Origin of the sequence: Enterococcus sp. DIV1314a (assembly GCF_051713805.1) — a bacterium.
In the GTDB taxonomy this organism is placed as follows: Bacteria; Bacillota; Bacilli; order Lactobacillales; family Enterococcaceae; genus Enterococcus_I; species Enterococcus_I aquimarinus.
The window spans coordinates 1,266,863-1,290,000 of the sequence record NZ_JBIOQP010000001.1 but is presented as its reverse complement, the minus strand read 5'-3'; the positions used below and the strand labels follow the sequence as shown (position 1 = coordinate 1,290,000).

The following is a 23,138-nucleotide window of genomic DNA, read 5'->3' as shown; positions in this document are numbered from 1 at the left end:
CCTTCGCTTGCGCTAAGCACTCCTCTTAACCTTCCAGCACCGGGCAGGCGTCAGCCCCTATACTTCATCTTTCGATTTTGCAGAGACCTGTGTTTTTGATAAACAGTCGCTTGGGCCTATTCACTGCGGCTGTTCTTGCGAACAGCACCCCTTCTCCCGAAGTTACGGGGTCATTTTGCCGAGTTCCTTAACGAGAGTTCTCTCGCACACCTTAGGATACTCTCCTCGACTACCTGTGTCGGTTTACGGTACGGGCCGTTGTTTTCTAACTAGAAGCTTTTCTCGGCAGTGTGACATCAGAAACTTCGGTACTTAAATTTCCCTCCCCATCACAACTTGTCCTTAATGAATGAAAGCATTTGACTCTCACTCGGACTTATTGCTTGGACAGACATTTCCAATCGTCTGCATTTCTTAGCCTACTGCGTCCCTCCATCGCTCAAACAAAAACAACGGGTACAGGAATATCAACCTGTTGTCCATCGCCTACGCCTATCGGCCTCGGCTTAGGTCCCGACTAACCCTGGGCGGACGAGCCTTCCCCAGGAAACCTTAGTCATACGGTGGACAGGATTCTCACCTGTCTTTCGCTACTCATACCGGCATTCTCACTTCTAAGCGCTCCAGCAGTCCTCACGGTCTACCTTCGACGCCCTTAGAACGCTCTCCTACCAGTGTACATACGTACACTCCACAGCTTCGGTAATATGTTTAGCCCCGGTAAATTTTCGGCGCAGGGTCACTCGACTAGTGAGCTATTACGCACTCTTTAAATGATGGCTGCTTCTGAGCCAACATCCTAGTTGTCTGTGCAACCCCACATCCTTTTCCACTTAACATATATTTTGGGACCTTAGCTGGTGGTCTGGGCTGTTTCCCTTTCGACTATGGATCTTATCACTCACAGTCTGACTGCCAGATATAAATGTATGGCATTCGGAGTTTATCTGAATTCGGTAACCCTAGACGGGCCCCTAGTCCAAACAGTGCTCTACCTCCATCATTCTTAAAATCTGACGCTAGCCCTAAAGCTATTTCGGAGAGAACCAGCTATCTCCAAGTTCGTTTGGAATTTCTCCGCTACCCACACCTCATCCCCGCATTTTTCAACATACGTGGGTTCGGTCCTCCAGTGCGTTTTACCGCACCTTCAACCTGGACATGGGTAGATCACTTGGTTTCGGGTCTACGACCACCTACTCATTCGCCCTATTCAGACTCGCTTTCGCTACGGCTCCGTCTCTTCGACTTAACCTCGCAGATAATCGTAACTCGCCGGTTCATTCTACAAAAGGCACGCTATCACCCATTAACGGGCTCTAACTTGTTGTAGGCACATGGTTTCAGGATCTATTTCACTCCCCTTCCGGGGTGCTTTTCACCTTTCCCTCACGGTACTGGTTCACTATCGGTCACTAGAGAGTATTTAGCCTTGGGAGATGGTCCTCCCGGATTCCGACGGAATTCCTCGTGTTCCGCCGTACTCAGGATCCTCCTAGGTGCTTTTCAAATTTCGTCTACGGGGTTTTTACCCTCTTTGACGGACTTTTCCAAATCCTTCGACTATCTGAAAAAACTACCATATCGGAGTCCTACAACCCCAACAAGCAAGCTTGTTGGTTTGGGCTGTTCCCGTTTCGCTCGCCGCTACTAAGGGAATCGAATTTTCTTTCTCTTCCTGCAGGTACTTAGATGTTTCAGTTCTCTGCGTCTACCTCTAATCAGCTATGTATTCACTGAAAAGTAACATCCTATAAAAGATGTTGGGTTTCCCCATTCGGAAATCTCTGGATCAAAGCTTACGTACAGCTCCCCAAAGCATATCGGTGTTCGTCCCGTCCTTCATCGGCTTCTAGTGCCAAGGCATCCACCATGCGCCCTTATTCACTTAACCTTCTCAACCTTACGGTTGGGTTTTTGACTTTGTTTCTAGCGATAGAAACGCGATCAAAGATAAAATAAATAAAGTAATTGGAATCATGTAACAATCATCCAACACAATGTTCTTGGTTTGTTATATTTCTTTTCTTCAATATCCAGTTTTCAATGAGCAAAATACAATTAAATTGAGAGTAAACCTCTCAAAACTGAACAAAGAGCAAACGATGTGTAGTTTCCGTGATGTTTGATTGGCAAATGATGAAACATCATTGCGTCAAACAAATTCCTTAGAAAGGAGGTGATCCAGCCGCACCTTCCGATACGGCTACCTTGTTACGACTTCACCCCAATCATCTATCCCACCTTAGGCGACTGGCTCCAAAAAGGTTACCTCATCGACTTCGGGTGTTACAAACTTTCGTGGTGTGACGGGCGGTGTGTACAAGGCCCGGGAACGTATTCACCGCGGCATGCTGATCCGCGATTACTAGCGATTCCGGCTTCATGTAGGCGAGTTGCAGCCTACAATCCGAACTGAGAGAGGTTTTAAGAGATTAGCTCAGCCTCGCGGCTTGGCGACTCGTTGTACCTCCCATTGTAGCACGTGTGTAGCCCAGGTCATAAGGGGCATGATGATTTGACGTCATCCCCACCTTCCTCCGGTTTGTCACCGGCAGTCTCGCTAGAGTGCCCAACTAAATGATGGCAACTAACAATAAGGGTTGCGCTCGTTGCGGGACTTAACCCAACATCTCACGACACGAGCTGACGACAACCATGCACCACCTGTCACTTTGTCCCCGAAGGGAAAGCTCTATCTCTAGAGTGGTCAAAGGATGTCAAGACCTGGTAAGGTTCTTCGCGTTGCTTCGAATTAAACCACATGCTCCACCGCTTGTGCGGGCCCCCGTCAATTCCTTTGAGTTTCAGTCTTGCGACCGTACTCCCCAGGCGGAGTGCTTAATGCGTTAGCTGCAGCACTGAAGGGCGGAAACCCTCCAACACTTAGCACTCATCGTTTACGGCGTGGACTACCAGGGTATCTAATCCTGTTTGCTCCCCACGCTTTCGAGCCTCAGCGTCAGTTACAGACCAGAGAGTCGCCTTCGCCACTGGTGTTCCTCCATATATCTACGCATTTCACCGCTACACATGGAATTCCACTCTCCTCTTCTGCACTCAAGTTCCTCAGTTTCCAATGACCCTCCCCGGTTAAGCCGGGGGCTTTCACATCAGACTTAAGAAACCGCCTGCGCTCGCTTTACGCCCAATAAATCCGGACAACGCTTGCCACCTACGTATTACCGCGGCTGCTGGCACGTAGTTAGCCGTGGCTTTCTGGTTAGATACCGTCAAGGGATGAACTTTTTACTCTCATCCTTATTCTTCTCTAACAACAGAGTTTTACGATCCGAAAACCTTCTTCACTCACGCGGCGTTGCTCGGTCAGACTTTCGTCCATTGCCGAAGATTCCCTACTGCTGCCTCCCGTAGGAGTCTGGGCCGTGTCTCAGTCCCAGTGTGGCCGATCACCCTCTCAGGTCGGCTATGCATCGTGGCCTTGGTGAGCCGTTACCTCACCAACTAGCTAATGCAGCGCGGGTCCATCCATCAGTGACGCAAAAGCGCCTTTCACTTCCTCTCCAGGCGGAGAAAAAGATTATGCGGTATTAGCACCTGTTTCCAAGTGTTATCCCCCGCTGATGGGTAGGTTACCCACGTGTTACTCACCCGTTCGCCACTCTTCTTTTCCGGTGAACCGAAGTTCGATGAAAAAGAAGCGTTCGACTTGCATGTATTAGGCACGCCGCCAGCGTTCGTCCTGAGCCAGGATCAAACTCTCATTAAAAAGTTGAAACAATCTTTCGATTGTTAAGCTCAAAAATTTTGCTAGCTAAATTGCTTGCTTGTAATGTTCACTTCTATCGAATAGAAGTGTCCTACACTTTTGGTTCGTTTTGCTTGCTTTGTTCAGTTTTCAAAGGTCTACGTTTTTTCGTTTAAGTTGTAACTTTTATATCTTAACAAATTCACTGCTTCATGTCAATAACTTTTTTTATTTTTCTAAATTACTTAGAATTTATTATTTGTCATCGCCATTCGCAACTTAACCATCATAACAGACAACGTTGTTATTTGTCAACAACTTTTTGAGTTATTATTTCAAGCTTTTGAAAGTCATGTTTATTTATAATTTGTTATTTTATCGTTGAACTTCAAATGACTTTTTCAAAACCAACGTTAACTAATTTACCACTTAAAATTCACAATGTCTAGCTTATTTTCTTATTTTCCTTAATTTATTTTTAAACATTAGGAATAGTCGATATTCTTTCATTCCAAAAAAACGTTTCCCTCTTTTAGGTATTCCGTTTTTTTGGAAGAATGAATTCTAGCGGCAAGTACGCTACTTAAATAAAGCGACACTCATTAAACACTCTGCTACTTACTTTTCAGTAATCATAACTTTATTTAATGCGAATCTTGAATTCGTTTAAACATCCGCTCCATTTCACGATTGGTAAAATGAATGAGTACTGGTCGCCCATGCGGACAATTAAATGGATTCTCACACTGTGCTAGATCCGCTAACAGTGCTCTTCCTTGTTCCGGATTTAAATAGTGATTCGCTTTAATTGATTTTTTGCAACTCATCATAATAGCCGTGTCTTCTCGAAACTTGGCAAGATCAAATCGGCCGGTTTCTAAAACAATGGTGATTATTTCTTGGACAAGCTCTTCTTCTCTTCCTGCTTCGTACCAAGTAGGGTGCTCTCTGATGATGAAACTCTGTTGACCAAAATCTTCTAAATGAATCCCCACTTCGGCTAGTTGAGTTCGTTTTTCATTGATTTTCAGCCATTCATCTTGAGGGTATTCAAGGACTATTGGGACTAGTAAATGTTGCAAGTCGCCCGCGTCTTCTCCAATTTTACGTCGATAGTATTCATATTTAATCCGTTCTTGGGCAGCATGTTGATCAATAATGTATAATCCTTCTTCACTTTGGGCAAATAAATAGGTTCCGTGCATCTGACCAAAATAAGCTAATTGTGGAAACCCTTTTTGCGTTTCGTTCATATCGTCATTAGATTGCGACTCTTCTATTTGAGTTTTTTGCTCTGGTGGTATAGATTGTACTAATTTTGAGTCGCTCTGGTCGATCACGGTGGACATATTTGATACGTGACTTGTCGTCTCCTCAGTAACAGGTGGTTTACTATTTTGCGAGAGGGACTCTTGCTTCGTGTTTAACTCATCCGACTTTTCGCTAGGCGTCACTTCTTTGATATAAAATTGCCCGGTCGTTTGATCAAATGCTAAATCAGTATTGGTACGTGCAGGTTCCTTTAATGATAAGGCTAACTGTTCTGTTGGCTGAGTAAGATCTTTTTTCTTTTTAAACAATTGATTGTAGTCCACTTGAGGGATTAGACGCTCATCTTGTAAACTTTCTCGAATGGCTGTTGTAATTAAGGTGGAGAGTTCTGCTTCTTTTGATAATCGCACTTCTTGCTTTGTCGGATGAACGTTCACATCTAATAGAAGCGGATCCATATCGATCGTTAAAATCACAATAGGAAAACGCCCGACCATCAATTTTGAACCATACCCACTTATAATCGCTTTATTTAATAGAAAGTTTTTAATATACCGACCATTGATAATCAAAGACATGTAATTTCGGCTTGCTCTTGTCACTTCTGGTAACGAGATATACCCATGAATGTTAAAATCGAGGTCTTTTGCTGTCACTTCGCGCATTTTTTTCGCCAGCGCGACACCATAAATCCCTGCTATGCTTTGTTTAAGATCTCCATTCCCCGTCGTTTGCAACATCTTATTATGATCATGGACTAAGCGAAATGCCACTTCGGGATGACTTAGCGCGAGGCGATTAACGATATCTCCTATATTAGCGAGTTCTGTCTGTAAAGATTTGACATACTTCAAGCGGGCAGGCGTATTAAAAAATAGATTTTCTACGGTGATTTTCGTTCCGCGGCGAAGTGCACTCGGTTGTTCTTGTGTAATTTTACCGCCTGTTAAGACGAGTAAAGTCCCTTCTTCTTCGTCCTTGAGCGCGGTTTCGATTGTCACTTGAGAAACGGAGGCGATACTAGGTAGCGCCTCGCCTCTAAAACCAAGTGTTCTTATTCGAAATAAATCATGTTTGGTATGAATTTTACTTGTGGCATGTCGTTTAAAGGCATTTCTAGCATCTTCTCGGGACATCCCTTCCCCATTATCGATGATTTGGATCTTTTTCAACCCGGCTTCTTCAAGAAAGATATCGATTTGAGTGCTCCCGGCATCGAGAGCATTTTCGATCAATTCTTTGACAACAGAAGCAGGTCGCTCCACAACTTCTCCGGCGGCAATTTGGTTCGCTAAACTTTCCGATAGTTCTTGGATCTTCCCCATTTTCTGTTCCCTCTTTCTATTATCATTTTACTTTCTTTTGTAATTGGTGTAAGACATTCATCGCGTCTAACGGTGTCATCTCTAAAACGTTTAATCTTCTGAGTTCGTCAAGGACCCGTTGCTCTTCCTCATTCCCTTCGTGAAAAAGCGAGAGTTGTTCAACTGGCAATGGCGCTTTTTGTATCGGATGGCCATTTTCTAATTGAACTAACAAATCATCAGCCCGTTCCAACAGTCTTTTTGGTAATCCCGCAATTTTCGCCACATGTATCCCATAACTTTTATCAGCGGGACCAGGAAGCATTTTGTGTAAGAAAACGAGCTCCCCTTCTTTTTCTACTGCGCCAACGTGCACATTTTTTAGTTGCGAGAGTTCTTCTTCTAGCACGGTGAGTTCATGATAATGGGTTGAAAACAAGGTCTTACCCCGTACTTCGCGATGAATGTATTCAATAATGGCTTGTGCTAATGCCATGCCATCATAAGTGGCCGTTCCTCGCCCAAGTTCATCAAATAAAATCAAACTATTCGTTGTCGCATGTTGTAGCGCATGGTTCGCTTCAATCATTTCCACCATAAACGTACTTTGACCGGCAATTAAATCATCACTAGCACCAATTCGAGTAAAGATTTGATCGAAAAGAGGCATCTCGGCACTTTCGGCTGGAATAAAACAGCCAATTTGGGCCATAATTACCGTCAAAGCTAATTGTCGCATATACGTGCTTTTCCCGGACATATTTGGACCGGTAATTAATAAAATCAAACTATCTTGATCCATTTCAATTGAATTGGGAATGTATTCTTGATGACCTAACACTTTTTCTACCACCGGATGACGTCCGTCAATAATGCGTAAGCGCCCCTCTTGATTGAATGTCGGGCGAACATATTGATATTTTTCGCTGACTGTCGCAAAACTTTGCAAGACATCGATTTCACTGACTGCTTGGGCTAGTTGTTGCAAGGACGCAATACTTTTTTTGACTTCTTCCCGAATGGCTAAAAACAATTGGTATTCTAAGTCTACCGATTTTTCTTCTGCTTCTAAGATTAATGTTTCGATTTCTTTTAACTCTGGACTGATAAAGCGTTCTGCGTTGGCTAACGTTTGTTTTCGCTCATAGCGATTCTCAGGTAAATGAACCAGATTCGCTTTTGTGATTTCAATATAATAACCAAACACGCGATTAAAGCCGATTTTCAAGGTTTTAATGCCGGTTGCTTGGCGTTCTTTCGCTTCGAGCTCCGCTAACCATTTTTTCCCAGACGACATCGCTTCTCGATACTGATCAAGTTGCTCGTTAAAGCCTGTCTTAATGACTTTCCCTTCTGTTATTGCGAGGGGGGCATCTTCGCTAATCCCTGTTTCGATTAATTGTACGAGGTCTTCCATCGGTGACAAGCGTGAAAGTAATCCTTGCCACTCCCCTTGATCGATTCCTTGGAGAATATGACGCAATAGCGGAATTTGCTGCAAGGATGTTTTTAGTTGAATTAAATCACGACCATTGACATTTCCAAAGGCAACTCTTCCTGCTAGTCGTTCTAAATCATAGACTTTTTTTAGGGCTTCTTGTAAATCACCACGTTCAAAAAATGCGTGGACGAAGGAGGCAACTTGATTTTGGCGCGTCTCAATGGCTTGTTGCTGAATTAACGGTCGGTCAATCCATTGTTTTAGTAAGCGACCCCCCATTGCTGTTTTTGTTTCATCTAATAACCATAATAATGTTCCTTGTTTTTTTCCGGTACGAAGCGCTTGAATCAATTCCAAGTTCGCTTTTGAATGGTAATCTAATTTTAAAAAGTGATCGACTTGATACATCCGCGCTTGCTGCAGATGATCTAAACTTCTTTTTTGTGTTTCATTTAAATAAGTTAATAGTTTTAATGTAACCTCTTTTAATCCTTCATCCAGTTCATTCGTTAACGATTCAAAATGCGATGGACAAATCATCGTTTCTTGATAAGAAAAAACGAGTCCAAGTCTTTTTTCTAACAACTCTTTCGTCGATTCGGAGATGTCGTTGGTTAACAGTACTTCTTTGGCTTGTAGAACAGAGACCTCATTTAGGACGCCTTCTTCGTCTGCGATAAGGGCGACTTTGAGCTCACCGGTACTTAAGTCCACATAGGCGAGTTGAAAATCCGAGATCCCTTGCGCTAAAGCGACTAAGTAGTTATTATCTTTAGCGGAAAGGTTTTTTCCTTCCATCACCGTTCCGGGAGTGACTAATTGCACGACTTCCCGTTTGACCATCCCTTTGGCTGTTTTTGGATCTTCTACTTGTTCACAAATTGCGACTTTATACCCTTGTTCGACTAACGTATCAATATAAGCTGCCGCCGCGTGATAAGGCACGCCACACATTGGTACTGGATCCACTGCGTTTTTATTCCGACTGGTTAACGTCAATTCTAATAATTGCGAAACTTCAATGGCATCCGTATAAAAGAGTTCATAGAAATCACCTAAACGATAAAACAAAAAAGCATCGGGATAAGCCGCTTTAATCTTAAAATACTGTTCCATCATTGGGGTTAATTTGGTTTCTGGCGGCATGTTATTCCTCCTCTCCCTCAATTACTCGATTGACGTTTTTTTGAATCATCGTCGAGACATGTTGCAATAACTCATCCGCTTCAATTAAACTTTGACGATAACTTTCAACTAAAGGATGACTTTTATATTCTTTATTTAAGCGATTAATTTCAGCAACCGCCTGCCTTTGCGCTTCTGGTTTCCCATAATGTTCAAAATTCACGGCATCTTTTTGCGCTGCTTTAATTTGCGCTTCTAATTCTTTTAGTTTTGGATGGTTTTCGGCGCGATCACGCACCGTTTGGAACTGTTGCACACTTTCATGATTTTTTAATAAGTCTAACAATTTCTCGACTTCTTGTTCTAATTGTTTTTCTTCTTCTAAAAATGTCACAATTTTTCTCCTTTACTCCATGAATGGGCGATCTTCACTAATTTGAAAAGCTTGAATCGACTTCGCTTTCCCGGTCCGATCGTCTATTTCAATCACACATGCTGACACAATCATACGCCCACTTTCGACAACTTCAAAACGACGAGGTAAAGCCGTCAAGAATTTCTCGATGACTGCATCGCGCTTCATTCCTAAAATCCCATCGTAAGGACCTGTCATCCCAACATCCGTTAAGTAGGCTGTTCCTTGAGGTAAAATCCGCGCATCGTTTGTTTGAACATGGGTATGGGTACCAACGATGGCCGAAACCCGACCATCCAAATACCAGCCCAATGCTTGTTTTTCACTTGTCGCTTCGCCGTGAAAATCAACAAAAATAAAGGGCGTCCGTTCGCGAACCTCCGCTAACAACTGGTCCATGGTGGTAAATGGATCTTCAAGCGCCACCATAAACGTGCGCGCTTGTAAGTTAATGACGGCTAGTTCGACTTGATTGACTTTAATGTAGACGATTCCGACACCAGGCGTTCCCGCCGGAAAATTCACTGGTCGAACTAATTTTTTGGCATCTGCAATAAATTCAAAGATTTCGCGATTATCCCAGGCATGATTACCTAACGTGACGACATCCGCTCCGTCTTGTAAAAAGCCTTTATAAATTTTTTCCGTAATCCCGCGACCCGCTGCCGCATTTTCACCATTAATAATCGTCACTTGAGGGCGGTATTTTTTCTTTAATTTTGGGACATATTCTGTAATGGCCTCACGTCCTAGAGATCCTACGACATCGCCGATAAATAAAATTTTCATGTTTTTCCTCTTTCCTCACACACGTTCATTCGCTGCTTCTTCTATTATATCGGTTTTAAGGTGTAAAAAAAAGGTTTGCCGTCTTGCCTTATTCATAAAAAGTGATTGGGATTGCTCTTTTGAAGACGGAACAAAAGAAAAAAACTGTTGCCTAGTACGAAGCCAGGAACAGTTTGTGTTTTTATAAAGCAATTGGTCGGCGATCGCCTTCATGGATGACTTCACGAAAATCAGCAAAACCAGCATCGAGACCACGCAGTAATATTTCAGCCGTCCCGATATTCGTTGCCAAAGGAATTTCATAAACATCTGATAAGCGAATCAACGCCGTCACATCTGGTTCATGTGGTTGTGCTGCGAGTGGGTCTCTTAGAAAAATCACCATATCGAGATCATCTTCTGAAATCATCGCACCAATTTGTTGATCGCCACCTAAAGGGCCTGATTTAAAGCGATGAACCGGTAATTGCGTCGCTTCAGTAATTCTTGTTCCTGTCGTTCCTGTTGCATACAATTCATGTTTTTCTAAAATAAAACGATAAGCCGTCACTAATTTAACCATCAAATCTTTTTTTCGATCATGAGCAATTAACGCAATTTTCATTTTATCTCCTCCGCAACTTTTAATCGATTAAGTGTAATTCTTTTAATGCATGCCAAATTCCGTCATGATTGTGATCTTTGGTGACTAGATCTGCTTCTTGTTGTACGAGCAGCGAAGCATTACCCATTGCCACACCAATTCCTGATTCGCGCAACATCTCACGATCATTTAAGCCATCCCCAAAACCGATAATATCTGCCCGATCAATCCCTAAGCGTTCTGCTAGCGCTAAAAGCGTCCGGGCTTTTGACCCATTAGCTGGAATAACATCGACACATTTTTCATGCCAACGAACAAAATTAAAGGCTGGATGTTGACCTTCAAATAATGGATCGCAGTCTTTTTCGTAATAGGCCAATGCCTGATAAACTTCATCGTCATGAGAAAATCCGCCTAATTCAGAAGCCGTTGACCCAAATGATGTCATCGCGTCTTGCATTTTCTCCAAATCAAATGAGCTCAAACGTTTCGATTGATCGAGTTGCACGATGGCAGTATCAATCCCTCTTGCTTGGCACACTTCAATTAAAGTAGTTAGCGCCTTTTGATCCAGTGTTTCTTTAAATACTTGTTGGTGATTAAAAAAACCAGCCGCGCCATTACATAAAATATAATTTTCAAATTGTAACTCGCGAATAACGGATTCCGCTAAAAACCGACTTCTCCCCGTTGCTAAGGTAACAAAATGTCCGGCTTTTCGTAACGCATCTAACGCTTCTAACGTACTTGGCAACGGACGTTTATTCGAATCTAAAATTGTCCCATCAATATCAAATGCTAATAATTTTCGACTTCCCACTATTAAAAAGCTCACTTTCTTTGCATCATTTTTTTCATTCCTTCTTACTTAATCATAGAAAAGGAATTTTTTCAATTGTTTGTGCTCTGTTTATAAAGGCATTTCTTAAGATAACCATTGTTGGTACATTTTTTCGACTAACTCGACACATTGCATGGTCATATCAGGTGTCGCAATCGGACTTGCTTGTAACCCTTCTTGTAAACACTGATTGACATGCGCGATTTCAAACACAAATTCACTTTGGTGAGCATACGTGATTTCTTCTACTGATTGATCACGGATGATGGTTGCTGTTTGTTTTTTCCAAAAATCAGGAAGATGAATGCGCCCTTTCGTCCCATAAATCGTCAACTCACTTGGTCCTTCAAAGAGGGTTGAAATCAATAAATGACCTTGAAATCCTTCTTTAAATAAGATACTAACGTCACATTGACTATCAGACTCATCAGGCGAGAACATAGCCGTCCCTGCAACTTCTTCAATCTTGCCTTCTGTCACATACTGGAAATATTCAATAGGATAACTTCCTGAACCATATAACGCGCCACCTCCGGATGCTAAATCCTTAAACCAAGGAATGTGATCGGCGTTCGTATGCATCATACGACAATCCAAGTACTTGACTTCTCCAATTTCCCCATCTGCAATTAACGTTTTGATTGTTTGTGTTAAGGGATAAAATAAGGCTTTTTGCGCTTCCATCAAAAATACCCCTTGTGCTTGCGCAAGCGCAAATAAGTCTTCCGCTTCATCCAGCGTTAGTGTAAAGGGTTTTTCGAGTAATACCGATTTTCCAGCTAGCAAGGCTTCTTTTGCAACAGCATAATGGGCTCGATTATAGGTAGCAATGTAAATGACATCAATTTCTTCGTCTAAAAATAATTCAGCATAACTCGCATAAACGTGTGGAATCTTTAAAGCGTCCGCCATTTTTTGAGCTTTTTTTTGCTCACGTGCCGCAATTGCCCAAACTTCTGCGTCAGCGCATTCAACAATTCCTGCGACAAAACGCGGAACGATGGTTGCAGTACTGATAATGCCATATTTAATCGTCATGTTTTTTCCTTCTCTCCTAAGGTTGTGAAATCGCATCACTTTTTTAGGTGCTCTTTCTTTCTTTTTATACTAGCATATTCTGCTAATGGATTCATTATAATCTGTGCCGATTGCTCAAACTCGTGACTTTTTCTCTAAATGTTCCCCAATACTTCTTACGTCCTTCTTCCTCTGATGAAGAAGGACTCGTCGTATAACGGTTCATGGCAATCGAAGTTTTATCGCTATGTTATACTAAAGTCATTAGGTGAAACAAAGAAAAGAAAGGGGAAAAAAAGATGTGTACAACCATTGGATTTCATTACAAAGAGGGACACGTATTTGGTCGAACGTTAGAAATCACGCAAGCGTTAACGCACCAAATTCTCTATGTTCCAAAAAACACGCAAGATTTTTTTAAAACGAGTGAGGGACGCACGTACGAAACGCGTTTTTCAACAATCGGGACAGGCTTTTTTGACCAGCCTTCCTTTGGAGATGGGATTAACGAAAAAGGGCTGATGGGTTCAAATAATTTCTTTCCTGCTTATGCGACTTTTGCCAAAGAGTGTAGCGAGGATCGGATTAATCTAATCAGTTCAGAAGCGTTTGATTTTTTATTGACCCGTTGTCAAGATGTCGAAGAAGTAAAAGCGACGGCTGCCACAATCAATCTACTCGCGCAAAACGCAGCCGGCGTCAAATCGATGAGTATGCACTTCTTTTTTATGGATCAACAAGGTGCGACTGTTGTCTTAGAACCAAGAGAGGGTTCCCTCATTGCACATGACAATCCTTATGGCGTTTTAACCAATGCGCCAGATTTTTCATGGCACGCGACCAATTTGAAGAATTATTTGCATCTAAAACCTGAAAATATTGAATCTAGCCATTTCAACGACGTCACCCTTACAAAATTGGGCGAAGGCAATGGACTGGTGGGGCTTCCTGGAGATTTCACACCGCCTTCACGCTTTATTCGTGCCGCTTACTTTGTCGCACAAACACCAAAAGACCTCGATCGTCAAGCAGCTATCCGACAAGCTTTTCGAATTTTAGGGCAATTTGATATTCCTACAGGTGCAGTGGGCGACGCTACGAATGGTCATTGCGATGAAACGTTATACACGAGTGTCATGGATACGAAACAAAAAGCCTATTTCATCAAAGGACACAATCATTCTTTTATTCAAGCCTTCCAACTTGAGGATTATCTCACTGAAACGGACATTCAATTTGTTCCTCTTCAACAGGAGAAAAACCTCTAGGTCAAAAAAAGAACCCACGATTCTTTCATTTTCATTTTAGCTAGACCCTCATAAGGATAAAAAAAAAGGAGTTAAGACAAATGAATGTCTTAACTCCTTTTTTATCCAGTACTATTGCTAGTAGAATCTCTCTTCTCCACAAAAAAAGATTCCGACACCCTACAAATCCGGTAGGTGAATCACTTCATGTGCCTCTGTTTGAGTTAACTAGACGAACTAGTTCTCCTCGGCTCTGTCGCATAAAATAGATAGTAACATATTCTTTGACAAATAACTAGGCTTTGCTCTCAAAAATTGATTGGATTTTCGTATTAATTAAATCAATCGCTACGTAATTTGCCCCACCCTCCGGCACAATCACATCGGCATAACGCTTTGTGGGTTCGATAAATTGGTGATACATTGGCTTAACGACTGATAAATATTGATCAATCACGGAGTCCAAAGTCCGACCACGTTCTTCCATATCACGCTTAATCCGACGAATAATCCGAATATCGTCATCGGTTTCGACGTAGATTTTAATATCCATTAAATTCCGTAAACGTTCATCTTCTAAGATTAAAATCCCTTCAAGAATAATGACTTCTTTTGGCTCTTGTAAAATGACTTCAGCGCTTCTTGTATGTCTGACATAATCATATACCGGTTTTTCAATCGTTTCAAAGCGGCGCAGTTGTTCTAAGTGTTCGATCAATAAATCGGTATCAAAGGCAAAAGGGTGATCATAATTCGTATTTAAACGTTCTTCAAAGACTAGGTGATCTTGATTCTTGTAATAAGAATCATGTTCTAGCATCATAATCGAATGATTCGGAAACTGATCCAAAATCGCACGACTAATACTTGTCTTCCCACTCCCGGATCCACCCGTCACGCCAATAATGATTGGTCTGTTATTTGTCATTTTAAAAAGCTCCTTCTTTCCCTTGTTTCGTTATCCTTTTTTATTATAGCCAAATTCAATAAAAATTCTAGCGATTTCGCCATTTTCTAAGAAAGTAGCGAATAAAGGTCTTCTAATTGACGAATTTGATGGGTCGGTTCAATCGCAAGTGGTGTTTTCGGTGTATCTGGCCGCAACCAAATGGTATCAATTTCGGCATTGATGCCCCCTTGAATATCAGACGATAAAGAATCACCAATAATGACGGTTTGTGCTTTGTTCAAATTCGGAATTTTCGCAAATGTATACTCAAAAAATTCAATCATTGGTTTTTGGTAGCCCGTATCTTCAGAGACAATGACTTCTTTAAAATAAGGAAGTAATTTTGAGTCTTCCAACCGTTTAAATTGTGTTTTAGAGACGCCATTCGTCACAATATATAAATCAGCTTTTTCGGCAAAATGCTGCACGACTTCTAAGCTGTTCCCTAACAGTTGATGGCCTTCATTTAAGAATTCACGGTACGCTTGTTCCATCGCGAGACTATCGACTTCATGATTCAGTAGTTGAAAAAAGGCTCCAAAACGACCATTGACAACTTCATCGCGACTCATTTCTCCCGTTTCGAAGGCGCGCCAGCGTGCTTCGTTGACTTCTTTATAAAGCTTTTCTTTATCTGAAGTAAAATTAAGGCCTTCTTTTTCAAATAACGCTTTTAACGCTTGGCTTTCAGCTGCTTGAAAATCAAGCAATGTATCATCGACATCAAATAATAGTGTGGTATAACACATGAACATTCTCCTTTTTTGTAAACCTTAACGAAAATAAGGTTTGAGTTGTTGTAATTCTGTTAAACTGAGCGCTCGATATTGACCTTCCGGAAGCGTCCCTAATTCAAGTGGCCCCATCGCGACCCGTTTTAAGGCAACGACTTTTTTACCACGAGCTAAAAACATTTTTTTCACTTGATGAAATTTTCCTTCTTGAATCTGCAAGCGAACATCACTCGTTTGACTTTGTACGTCATAACTGACGATCGTAAGTGGCGCACTTTGACAAACCGTTCCATCTAAAAAGACAATCCCATCGGCAAAAGCGGCAATATCTTCTTGCGTTACCTCTTCGTTAATGCACGCTTCATACGTTTTGATCACTTTTTTCGTTGGATGAAGCAAATCATAGACTAATTGGCCGTTACTTGTTAGGAGTAATAACCCTTTTGTGTCTCGATCTAAACGACCGGCGGCAACTAAATCTGAGCGAAAATCAGCCAGATGCAAGAGATCAAACACTGTCAGATGCTCCTGATCTACGTTCGCTGTCACCACACCTTTAGGTTTATTTAATAAATAATAAACGTCGTGCGTCTGAAGAACTTGATCAGCTACCGTGATTTCGTGCAAAAAGCTATCAACATTTTTGTTTTGTTGGAAGCAAACTTCCCCGTCAACCCTCACTTGACGCGTACGAAAGAGTTGCTTCATTTCTTTTCGCGAAGTTTGTAATTGTTGTTCTATTAACTTGTCTAAACGCATCGAATCCCTTTCTTTCTTTTTCTATTATAGCGTACTTTTTCGAGTGGAAAAAGGAGAAAACTTGACAGATGAAGGAATTCGTCCTATGGTTATAGAGTAAAGTAAATATTTGTTTCTAACTACACACAGTGTTATGAACTGGTGGAGAAAGTGACTAAACCCTTTCTAGGTAATGTTTTTTATTACCTTATCACGTACATGTCTTGTACGCACCCTTAACCTTTAAATGTGAAAGAGTAACACGATTTACTTCGAAATGACTGTCTCAGACAGAAAAATTAGGAGGAATTTAGTTATGTCAGTATCATTAGAAGTCAGCAAAAGAGCGCTCCGTCCCCGTGCCAACCGCAACAAGTTACGTCACGAAGGTCAAATCCCTGGAATCATCAATGGGTATCAAATTGAAAGTACCCCGATTTCGGTCGCTACTTCCGCTTTCAAACGCATTTTAAAAGACGAAGGATTAAACGCAGTTGTTCGTGTATCAATTGAAGGTAAAGAGTATAATACCTTAATTCATCAAATCACGACAGAAACATTTACCAAAGAAATCAACCATATCGAATTGTTATCAGTGAACATGTCCGAAGAAACAGAAGTAGAAGCTGAGATTGTTTTAGTTGGAGAAGCACCTGGCGTAAAACTTGGTGGAGCCTTAACACAAAACTTATACAGCGTGATTGTTTCAGCAACACCTGATAAATTACCAGAGAAAATCGAAGTCGATATTTCTGAATTAAGCATCGGTCAATCGATTACAGTAGCTGACTTAGAAACTACAACAGATTTCACGATCGTGACTGACGGCGTAGAACAAATTTGTGCGATTTCTGAAGCTCGTGCAGCAGAAGAAACAGTAGAAGAAGCTCCAGCAGCTGAATAATATATAAAACGCAAAAGCTCGAAATCTTGATTGATTTCGAGCTTTTTTTGATTGATTCAATTTGATTTATAAGGCATGAAACTCTTCAGCTGAGACATTTTTATAGCTCAGAATCCAAGCACACAATTCGTCTTGGTCATTCAAGACGGTAATATCTTGATCAATTTTTTCATTTATCGAAGAAATCACACCCGTTAAAGGACTTGAAAACTCACTCACGGCTTTTTCTGCTTCAACTTCAAGCAACGTTTCACCTTGTTTTAACTCTTGGCCTTCTCCTGGCAAGTCAATAAATGTGATTTCACCTAATTCTTCTTGCGCTTCACTTGTTAACCCAACAACATATTCCGATCCATTAAACAAAATCCATAAATTATCTTTTTTCTTTAAACATGGTGTTTTCATTTTAACAAAATCCTTTCATATGCATCTGCTTTAAAGCCATTCGCTAAAAATTGGTGGTCTTTGACTAAAATCGGTCGTTTTAACAACATCCCATCACTGTTTAACTGTTGACTGGCCTCTTCTATTGTATAGTCATTCACCAAATCTTTCAAGCCTAGTTCCCGATACTTCATCCCACTTGTATTAAAAAAACGACGAATAGGCAACTCACTTTGGGTCATCCACTGGGTTAATAACGTGACACTTGGCGGCTCTTTCACTAAGTCAATCGTCTCAACTTCAAATCCAGCTTCTTCTAACCATTTTTTTGCATCTTTACACGTACTACATTTTGGATACCAATACAGTGTAATCATCGATTTCGCTTCCTTTTTTCATTCATTTCTACTTCTGGTGTCGCTTGATATCGCATCGATAAAATCAAGCCAATCCCAATCATATTACTAAGCAAGGCCGATCCCCCTTGACTGATAAACGGTAAGGGAATTCCGGTTAACGGTAGCAAACCAATATTTGCCCCAATATTTTCAAAAACGTGAAATAAAATCATCATAATAATCCCTGTGGCAATGTAGGCATAAAATTCATTGTTCGTGTCAAAACAAACGCGAATCATCCGATAAATCAAGACAAAATACAGCAAAATAACGAGGGTACTTCCAACAAAGCCAAAATTTTCGCCAATGACGGAAAAAATCATATCCGATTCTCTTACTTGGACGTAAACATCGCTCACATTGAAGCCCTTACCGAGCATGCCACCTGAGCCAATCGCCATCATTGAATTGGCGACTTGCATCGAACTACCTTGCATATCATGGAAAGGATCAATCCATGCATCAATCCGCGCGAACTGATAAGCGGAGAATCCAAATTTGGATAATATCTCTCGGCCCGTATCACTCAATACGAGAAAAATCATGGTCACTCCAAGTAATAACATCACCACAACTGTCGGCACGATAATCTCCCAAGAAATTCCTGACATTAAGAAGATCCCACCAAAAATAGCTAAAAAGACTAACATAGACCCAAAGTCATCTTGTAACATAATTAAGACAATCACCGGTAGCATCACTGCTAACATCTTGGCAATCAATAAGCCATCTGTCTTTAAGGTGGCCACTTTGCGATAAGTCGCATTATGTTTGGTAACGACGAGCGCCAACATTAAAATCACCGCGATTTTCATCAATTCCGCCGGTTGCACACTAAAGCCACCTAAGCGGAACCAGTTGCGCGACCCCGTTGCTTCAAATGTTGCTTGGTCATAAAACTTTAAAAGTAACCCCATGACAATTAAGCCTAACCCATAAATAAAGGGAGTGAGTTTCCAAAGCCATTTTGATTTCATATGCATAATAATGACGACGGCTACGATACCAATGACATACCATAATACTTGACGCCACACTTCTATGGCTGGATTCCCAGTAAAAATAGGACTTTGATCATACGCCACATAAACAGCGGCTAAACCAAATAAACACAAAATAAAGACGGGCAAAATCACCCCGTAGTCAATTCGATTATCATTTCTAAATATATTTTTATTCATCGCTTCGCTCTTTTCTTAAGAAATACTTCTCCTATTATAGAGGGCTTTTCTAATAATTGAAAGAGAAGGGAACGACATTCAGTAAATTTTTAAGTTTTTAACAACAATAACCAATCATTTAAATAAGTTAGTGCTTTATTTTTTTAACTATTCTCTTCTTTTTCAACCATCTAATCAAATGCACCTTAGGAAATGAGGTTGTCTGAATGGATAACGGACTCTGAGCCTTGATGCCCCGGTGAACTTACAGAACTTTTGAGCAACTAAGCGTACAAAAAAAGCAAATTGAAACTTTCTATGCAAGTCAACAATTTGCTAATTCCTTCAATTCGTCGAATCAAGTGTCCGAAACATACCCGACGGACAAAATAAGTCCTAGTTGGTTACCAAAATACGAGAAGAAGCCTTCGTTTTCGTCCGCTCTCACCAAGAGGTTTGTCTCTTATTATTTGAGCGTTCGAACCAAATAAACTTCTTCGCAAAAACCTTTTAACCCATTATAGATGCGTTGCGCGCGCGAATGTTGTCGACACAAAGCAAAAACGGTCGGGCCACTCCCACTCATTAAAGCGATATCGGCACCATACTTGATCATCCGATCTTTAATTTGTTGCACAACCGGGTATTTAGGAATCGTAATATCTTCTAGACTATTCCCCATGTGACAAAGCATCTCTTCATAGTCTTGCGCTAAAATCGCTTGTGATAAGCTCGCCATATCCGGATGACTCAATTCGTCAATCTTTGAGACTTGTTGAAAAATTTTCCTAGTTGAAACACTAATACGCGGTTTCACTAACACAACCCAACATTGAGGCATCGGGACAAGTGGTTGAACAATCTCTCCCTTACCTGCAATAAAAGCCGTTGTACCATATAAGCAATACGGGACGTCTGTTCCAATCGTGACCCCAATTTCAATGAGTTCTTCCATGGAAAGATTCAAATTCCATAAGCGATTCATCCCACGCAAAGCTGCGGCACAATCAGAACTTCCCCCACCAAGTCCAGCAGCGACAGGAATGTTCTTTTCGATTGAAATTTTTAAGCCTTTCGTGATGCCGTAACGTTGTTTGATGATCGAGGCAGCCTGGTACACATTATTTCGTTTATCAATGGGTAAAAAAGCTTTATTCGTCTCAATCAGAATCTTGTTTTCTGGAATTTCTTCGAAAATTAAGCGATCGGCTAAATCGACACTCGACATCACCATCTCCAATTCGTGATAGCCGTCTATTTCCCGCTTATACAACACATCTAAGCCTAAGTTGATTTTCGCTGGTGCTTTTTCTATAATTTCCATTTCATCACCCACCACTTAAAATCATTTGATTCATTCTATCATAGTAAAAAAAAACTGTATAGTTCGTCCGTTTAGAATACCGTCTATATTTTTCGACTTTGACAATTGACCTTGCAAAATCTCATCCAATCTTATCATGCGCAATATCTGGCAAGAATCGAAACGGAGCACGGGATAAGGTCGTTTTTTTTCTACCTATTATTTTTAAAATAACATAATATATTCTTTGTTTTCTCGTAGATTTCTCATTTTATTAAAAGTGTGCTATAATAAGATTATAGAAAAGGGAGGTTTTTTAGAACATGGCAACATTTGGCAAGTTTGAAACTACTATTGTCCCGTCGGAATTTGGTTTAGAGTTTGAAGTCGATACCCCTGTTCGTTTTAGCTTTCAAGATCAAGCAGAAACAGGCGAAGTCGTGAAACAATTGCGTAACTCGGCAATTATTAAAATTAAGGAAACACAAGAAAATAGTGATCTTATGAGAAGAAGCAATGGTGTAATCATTATTAACTATAAACAGTTACAAAAAATTTAAGCAAAAAGGCTATCCAATTGGACAGCCTTTTTTTTATTTTGTACCGAATAAACGATCGCCGGCATCCCCTAGACCAGGAACGATGTAGCCATTTTCATTTAAGCGATCATCTAATGCTGCCGTATAAATATCAACATCCGGATGTGCTTCTTGTAATACTTTGACTCCTTCAGGTGCCGCTACTAAACAAACAAATTTAATGTTTGATGCGCCACGTTTTTTCAAAGCGTCAATTGCCATCACTGCGGATCCACCTGTTGCTAACATCGGATCGACCACTAATAATTGGCGGCTCGTAATGTCATCTGGTAATTTCACAAAGTACTCATGTGGTTCAAGTGTTTCTTCGTCACGGTATAATCCAACGTGTCCGACTTTAGCAGCTGGAATCAATTGTAAAATCCCATCAACCATGCCTAATCCCGCACGTAAAATTGGAATAATCGCAACTTTTTTCCCTGCTAATTGTTTTTGAACACTCTTCATCATTGGTGTTTCAATTTCAACTTCTTCTACTGGTAAGTCGCGTGAAATTTCATACGCCATTAGCATCGCAATTTCATCAACGACCTCACGAAAGACTTTAGTCCCACTATTTTTATCACGGATAATTGTTAACTTGTGTTGAATTAATGGATGATCAATTACTTGAAATTTTCCCATTTTAATCGCTCCTTTTCGTTGTTGCTATTATTGTAAAACAAATTCCATTTTCAAACAAGGAATCTTATAAGACTTTCGTATATTTCCTATAAAATCAGGTCTTGTTCTCATTTTTTTTGAAGGATTCGCTGCTACAAGATCAATAAAAAAGAAGAGGTGACCGACATTTCCTGTCATTCCCTCTTCTTAGACTTTATTCATTGAATGCCGTTAGCGAATCCCCGCTGCTAGCATCGTCTCTTCATCATTATTTGATTTTTAAAGGATGAGCATCGGTCAAAGCAATAACTTCTTCTTTTACTTGTGCCAATATTTCTGCGTCGTCTTTATTTTCTAAGACTTTCAGAATTAGTTTTGCTACTTCAACGGCGCTTTCTTCTTTAAAACCACGACTCGTAATCGCTGGTGTTCCGATACGAATACCACTTGTTTGGAACGGACTTAATTTCTCGAAAGGAATCGAATTTTTGTTCACGGTAATGCTAACGGTGTCTAACAACTGTTCCGCTTGTTTACCTGTCATTCCAAATCCTGTTACTTCAATTAATAACAAATGATTATCCGTCGCACCAGAAACAAGACGTGCTTTACCTGATTGATTAAAGACTTTTGCCATTGCCTGCGCATTTTTAATTACTTGAGCAGAGTATTCTTTAAATTCTGGTTGTAATGCTTCTTTGAAGGCAATCGCTTTTCCGGCAATCACGTGTTCTAATGGGCCACCTTGAATTCCAGGGAAGACGGCGCTATTGATTTTTTTCGCTAGGGCTTCATCATTCGTTAAAATTAACCCACCACGCGGACCACGCAACGTTTTGTGAGTCGTTGATGTCACAATATCAGCGTAAGGGACTGGATTCGGATGTGCACCGGTAGCCACAAGTCCCGCAATATGAGCCATATCCACCATTAATTTTGCGCCAACTTCATCCGCAATTTCTTTAAAGCGTGCAAAATCAATCGTTCTTGAGTAAGCACTCGCTCCAGCTACAATTAATTTTGGTTGATGTTTGCGTGCTAAAATACGGACAACGTCATAATCAAGAACTTCCGTCGCTGGATCAACACCGTAAGCCACAAAGTTATAGGTTTTCCCACTAAAGTTAACCGGAGAGCCGTGCGTTAAATGGCCACCAGCCGATAAATCCATTCCTAAAACGGTATCACCAGCTTCAATTAGAGAAAGATAAGCTGCTGTATTGGCTTGTGAACCAGAGTGTGCTTGAACGTTGGCAAATTTTGCCCCAAAAATTTCTTTTGCTCGTTCAATCGCTAAATCTTCCACCACATCCACAAACTCACAACCGCCATAGTAACGACGACCTGGATAACCTTCTGCGTATTTATTCGTTAAGATACTTCCTTGAGCAGCCATAACGCCCTCAGAAACAATATTTTCTGATGCAATTAATTCAATATTATTTTGTTGACGAATCCCCTCATTCTTGATTGCTTCCCATAATTCTTGGTCAAATTGCTTATAATCCATCTAACACAAACATCCCTTCAAAATAAGATAATCCGATTGTATCACAAAGCGAATAGACTTTGAAATGCTTTCCCTTAATAAACCTTGTTTTTTAAATGATTTCCTTGAAATTA

At 40.9% G+C, this 23,138-nt stretch carries 19 protein-coding genes and 2 rRNA genes (1 of these 21 cut by a window edge); 3 read left to right on the top strand and 18 right to left on the bottom strand.

Annotated elements, in window-relative coordinates; all coding sequences use genetic code 11:
- From IGI68_RS06150 to IGI68_RS06110, 9 genes are all read right to left on the bottom strand, one after another.
- Window positions 1-1,894, bottom strand: a 23S ribosomal RNA gene (locus IGI68_RS06150) (it extends 1,021 nt beyond the left edge of the window).
- A gap of 278 nt (window positions 1,895-2,172) precedes the next feature.
- Window positions 2,173-3,730, bottom strand: a 16S ribosomal RNA gene (locus tag IGI68_RS06145).
- Together the 16S and 23S rRNA genes form the textbook arrangement of a ribosomal RNA operon.
- Before the next feature lie 623 nt (window positions 3,731-4,353).
- Window positions 4,354-6,306, bottom strand: a complete 1,953-nt coding sequence (mutL, locus tag IGI68_RS06140; RefSeq protein ID WP_071875374.1) for a DNA mismatch repair endonuclease MutL — start codon at window positions 6,304-6,306, stop codon at window positions 4,354-4,356.
- Window positions 6,307-6,328: 22 nt separating this feature from the next.
- On the bottom strand, window positions 6,329-8,872 hold the full coding sequence (mutS, locus tag IGI68_RS06135; protein ID WP_438731405.1) for a DNA mismatch repair protein MutS: 2,544 nt from the start codon (window positions 8,870-8,872) through the stop codon (window positions 6,329-6,331).
- A 1-nt stretch (window position 8,873) separates the two neighbouring features.
- The gene (locus tag IGI68_RS06130; RefSeq protein ID WP_273229626.1) at window positions 8,874-9,245 is read right to left on the bottom strand and encodes a YlbF family regulator; all 372 of its coding nucleotides are present in this window, start codon (window positions 9,243-9,245) and stop codon (window positions 8,874-8,876) included.
- A 12-nt stretch (window positions 9,246-9,257) separates the two neighbouring features.
- On the bottom strand, window positions 9,258-10,055 hold the full coding sequence (locus IGI68_RS06125; RefSeq protein ID WP_273229624.1) for a TIGR00282 family metallophosphoesterase: 798 nt from the start codon (window positions 10,053-10,055) through the stop codon (window positions 9,258-9,260).
- A gap of 181 nt (window positions 10,056-10,236) precedes the next feature.
- Entirely contained in the window at window positions 10,237-10,659 is a 423-nt protein-coding gene (gene mgsA, locus IGI68_RS06120; RefSeq protein ID WP_273229622.1) for a methylglyoxal synthase, read from the bottom strand.
- Window positions 10,660-10,678: 19 nt separating this feature from the next.
- The gene (locus tag IGI68_RS06115; RefSeq protein WP_071875434.1) at window positions 10,679-11,458 is read right to left on the bottom strand and encodes an HAD family hydrolase; all 780 of its coding nucleotides are present in this window, start codon (window positions 11,456-11,458) and stop codon (window positions 10,679-10,681) included.
- A gap of 105 nt (window positions 11,459-11,563) precedes the next feature.
- On the bottom strand, window positions 11,564-12,517 hold the full coding sequence (locus IGI68_RS06110; protein ID WP_438731400.1) for a Gfo/Idh/MocA family protein: 954 nt from the start codon (window positions 12,515-12,517) through the stop codon (window positions 11,564-11,566).
- Window positions 12,518-12,795: 278 nt separating this feature from the next.
- Between IGI68_RS06110 and IGI68_RS06105 the strand changes: the two genes are divergently transcribed.
- Window positions 12,796-13,764, top strand: a complete 969-nt coding sequence (locus tag IGI68_RS06105) for a linear amide C-N hydrolase (RefSeq protein ID WP_438731397.1) — start codon at window positions 12,796-12,798, stop codon at window positions 13,762-13,764.
- A 274-nt stretch (window positions 13,765-14,038) separates the two neighbouring features.
- Here IGI68_RS06105 and udk read toward each other — a convergent pair whose 3' ends face one another.
- The 3 genes from udk to IGI68_RS06090 all read right to left on the bottom strand — a co-directional run bounded on the left by udk (window position 14,039) and on the right by IGI68_RS06090 (window position 16,185).
- Window positions 14,039-14,671: a uridine kinase gene (gene udk / locus IGI68_RS06100; RefSeq protein ID WP_071875381.1), complete on the bottom strand. Its 633-nt coding sequence runs from the start codon at window positions 14,669-14,671 to the stop codon at window positions 14,039-14,041.
- 86 nt (window positions 14,672-14,757) lie between these two features.
- Window positions 14,758-15,441: a YjjG family noncanonical pyrimidine nucleotidase gene (locus IGI68_RS06095; protein WP_438731394.1), complete on the bottom strand. Its 684-nt coding sequence runs from the start codon at window positions 15,439-15,441 to the stop codon at window positions 14,758-14,760.
- Window positions 15,442-15,465: 24 nt separating this feature from the next.
- Window positions 15,466-16,185, bottom strand: a complete 720-nt coding sequence (locus IGI68_RS06090; RefSeq protein WP_438731391.1) for a pseudouridine synthase — start codon at window positions 16,183-16,185, stop codon at window positions 15,466-15,468.
- 295 nt (window positions 16,186-16,480) lie between these two features.
- On the opposite strand from IGI68_RS06090, the gene IGI68_RS06085 reads away from it, so the two are divergent.
- Window positions 16,481-17,068: a 50S ribosomal protein L25/general stress protein Ctc gene (locus tag IGI68_RS06085; protein ID WP_071875384.1), complete on the top strand. Its 588-nt coding sequence runs from the start codon at window positions 16,481-16,483 to the stop codon at window positions 17,066-17,068.
- 66 nt (window positions 17,069-17,134) lie between these two features.
- On the opposite strand, the gene IGI68_RS06080 is transcribed toward IGI68_RS06085, so the two are convergent.
- The 4 genes from IGI68_RS06080 to ispE all read right to left on the bottom strand — a co-directional run bounded on the left by IGI68_RS06080 (window position 17,135) and on the right by ispE (window position 20,334).
- A complete protein-coding gene (locus tag IGI68_RS06080) occupies window positions 17,135-17,473 on the bottom strand; it encodes a glycine cleavage system protein H (RefSeq protein WP_071875385.1) in 339 nt (112 codons plus the stop codon).
- The gene (locus IGI68_RS06075) at window positions 17,470-17,829 is read right to left on the bottom strand and encodes an arsenate reductase family protein (RefSeq protein ID WP_071875386.1); all 360 of its coding nucleotides are present in this window, start codon (window positions 17,827-17,829) and stop codon (window positions 17,470-17,472) included. Before IGI68_RS06075 ends, IGI68_RS06080 begins: the two co-directional genes overlap by 4 nt.
- Complete coding sequence (locus tag IGI68_RS06070) at window positions 17,826-19,031, bottom strand: FtsW/RodA/SpoVE family cell cycle protein (protein WP_071875387.1); 1,206 nt, start codon at window positions 19,029-19,031, stop codon at window positions 17,826-17,828. The genes IGI68_RS06075 and IGI68_RS06070 overlap by 4 nt, the downstream gene beginning before the upstream one ends.
- A 445-nt stretch (window positions 19,032-19,476) precedes the next feature.
- Window positions 19,477-20,334, bottom strand: coding sequence for a 4-(cytidine 5'-diphospho)-2-C-methyl-D-erythritol kinase (gene ispE, locus IGI68_RS06065; protein ID WP_071875388.1), 858 nt, complete (start codon window positions 20,332-20,334; stop codon window positions 19,477-19,479).
- 302 nt (window positions 20,335-20,636) lie between these two features.
- Between ispE and IGI68_RS06060 the strand changes: the two genes are divergently transcribed.
- Window positions 20,637-20,873: a hypothetical protein gene (locus IGI68_RS06060; protein WP_071875389.1), complete on the top strand. Its 237-nt coding sequence runs from the start codon at window positions 20,637-20,639 to the stop codon at window positions 20,871-20,873.
- 33 nt (window positions 20,874-20,906) lie between these two features.
- On the opposite strand, the gene upp is transcribed toward IGI68_RS06060, so the two are convergent.
- Window positions 20,907-21,536, bottom strand: coding sequence for a uracil phosphoribosyltransferase (upp, locus tag IGI68_RS06055; RefSeq protein ID WP_071875390.1), 630 nt, complete (start codon window positions 21,534-21,536; stop codon window positions 20,907-20,909).
- Window positions 21,537-21,783: 247 nt separating this feature from the next.
- A complete protein-coding gene (gene glyA, locus IGI68_RS06050; RefSeq protein WP_071875391.1) occupies window positions 21,784-23,025 on the bottom strand; it encodes a serine hydroxymethyltransferase in 1,242 nt (413 codons plus the stop codon).
- Between the last annotated feature and the right edge of the window lie 113 nt (window positions 23,026-23,138).

What these genes read in the sequence shown, in the direction of transcription:
- IGI68_RS06075 (WP_071875386.1), bottom strand. Translation starts at nt 17,829, where the DNA reads ATGATTACACTGTATTGGTATCCAAAATGTAGTACGTGTAAAGATGCA.
- IGI68_RS06070 (WP_071875387.1), bottom strand. Translation starts at nt 19,031, where the DNA reads ATGAATAAAAATATATTTAGAAATGATAATCGAATTGACTACGGGGTG.
- upp (WP_071875390.1), bottom strand. Translation starts at nt 21,536, where the DNA reads ATGGGAAAATTTCAAGTAATTGATCATCCATTAATTCAACACAAGTTA.
- IGI68_RS06110 (WP_438731400.1), bottom strand. Translation starts at nt 12,517, where the DNA reads ATGACGATTAAATATGGCATTATCAGTACTGCAACCATCGTTCCGCGT.
- glyA (WP_071875391.1), bottom strand. Translation starts at nt 23,025, where the DNA reads ATGGATTATAAGCAATTTGACCAAGAATTATGGGAAGCAATCAAGAAT.
- IGI68_RS06085 (WP_071875384.1), top strand. Translation starts at nt 16,481, where the DNA reads ATGTCAGTATCATTAGAAGTCAGCAAAAGAGCGCTCCGTCCCCGTGCC.
- IGI68_RS06080 (WP_071875385.1), bottom strand. Translation starts at nt 17,473, where the DNA reads ATGAAAACACCATGTTTAAAGAAAAAAGATAATTTATGGATTTTGTTT.
- IGI68_RS06095 (WP_438731394.1), bottom strand. Translation starts at nt 15,441, where the DNA reads ATGTGTTATACCACACTATTATTTGATGTCGATGATACATTGCTTGAT.
- IGI68_RS06105 (WP_438731397.1), top strand. Translation starts at nt 12,796, where the DNA reads ATGTGTACAACCATTGGATTTCATTACAAAGAGGGACACGTATTTGGT.
- IGI68_RS06125 (WP_273229624.1), bottom strand. Translation starts at nt 10,055, where the DNA reads ATGAAAATTTTATTTATCGGCGATGTCGTAGGATCTCTAGGACGTGAG.
- udk (WP_071875381.1), bottom strand. Translation starts at nt 14,671, where the DNA reads ATGACAAATAACAGACCAATCATTATTGGCGTGACGGGTGGATCCGGG.
- mutS (WP_438731405.1), bottom strand. Translation starts at nt 8,872, where the DNA reads ATGCCGCCAGAAACCAAATTAACCCCAATGATGGAACAGTATTTTAAG.
- IGI68_RS06060 (WP_071875389.1), top strand. Translation starts at nt 20,637, where the DNA reads ATGGCAACATTTGGCAAGTTTGAAACTACTATTGTCCCGTCGGAATTT.
- mgsA (WP_273229622.1), bottom strand. Translation starts at nt 10,659, where the DNA reads ATGAAAATTGCGTTAATTGCTCATGATCGAAAAAAAGATTTGATGGTT.
- IGI68_RS06090 (WP_438731391.1), bottom strand. Translation starts at nt 16,185, where the DNA reads ATGCGTTTAGACAAGTTAATAGAACAACAATTACAAACTTCGCGAAAA.
- ispE (WP_071875388.1), bottom strand. Translation starts at nt 20,334, where the DNA reads ATGGAAATTATAGAAAAAGCACCAGCGAAAATCAACTTAGGCTTAGAT.
- mutL (WP_071875374.1), bottom strand. Translation starts at nt 6,306, where the DNA reads ATGGGGAAGATCCAAGAACTATCGGAAAGTTTAGCGAACCAAATTGCC.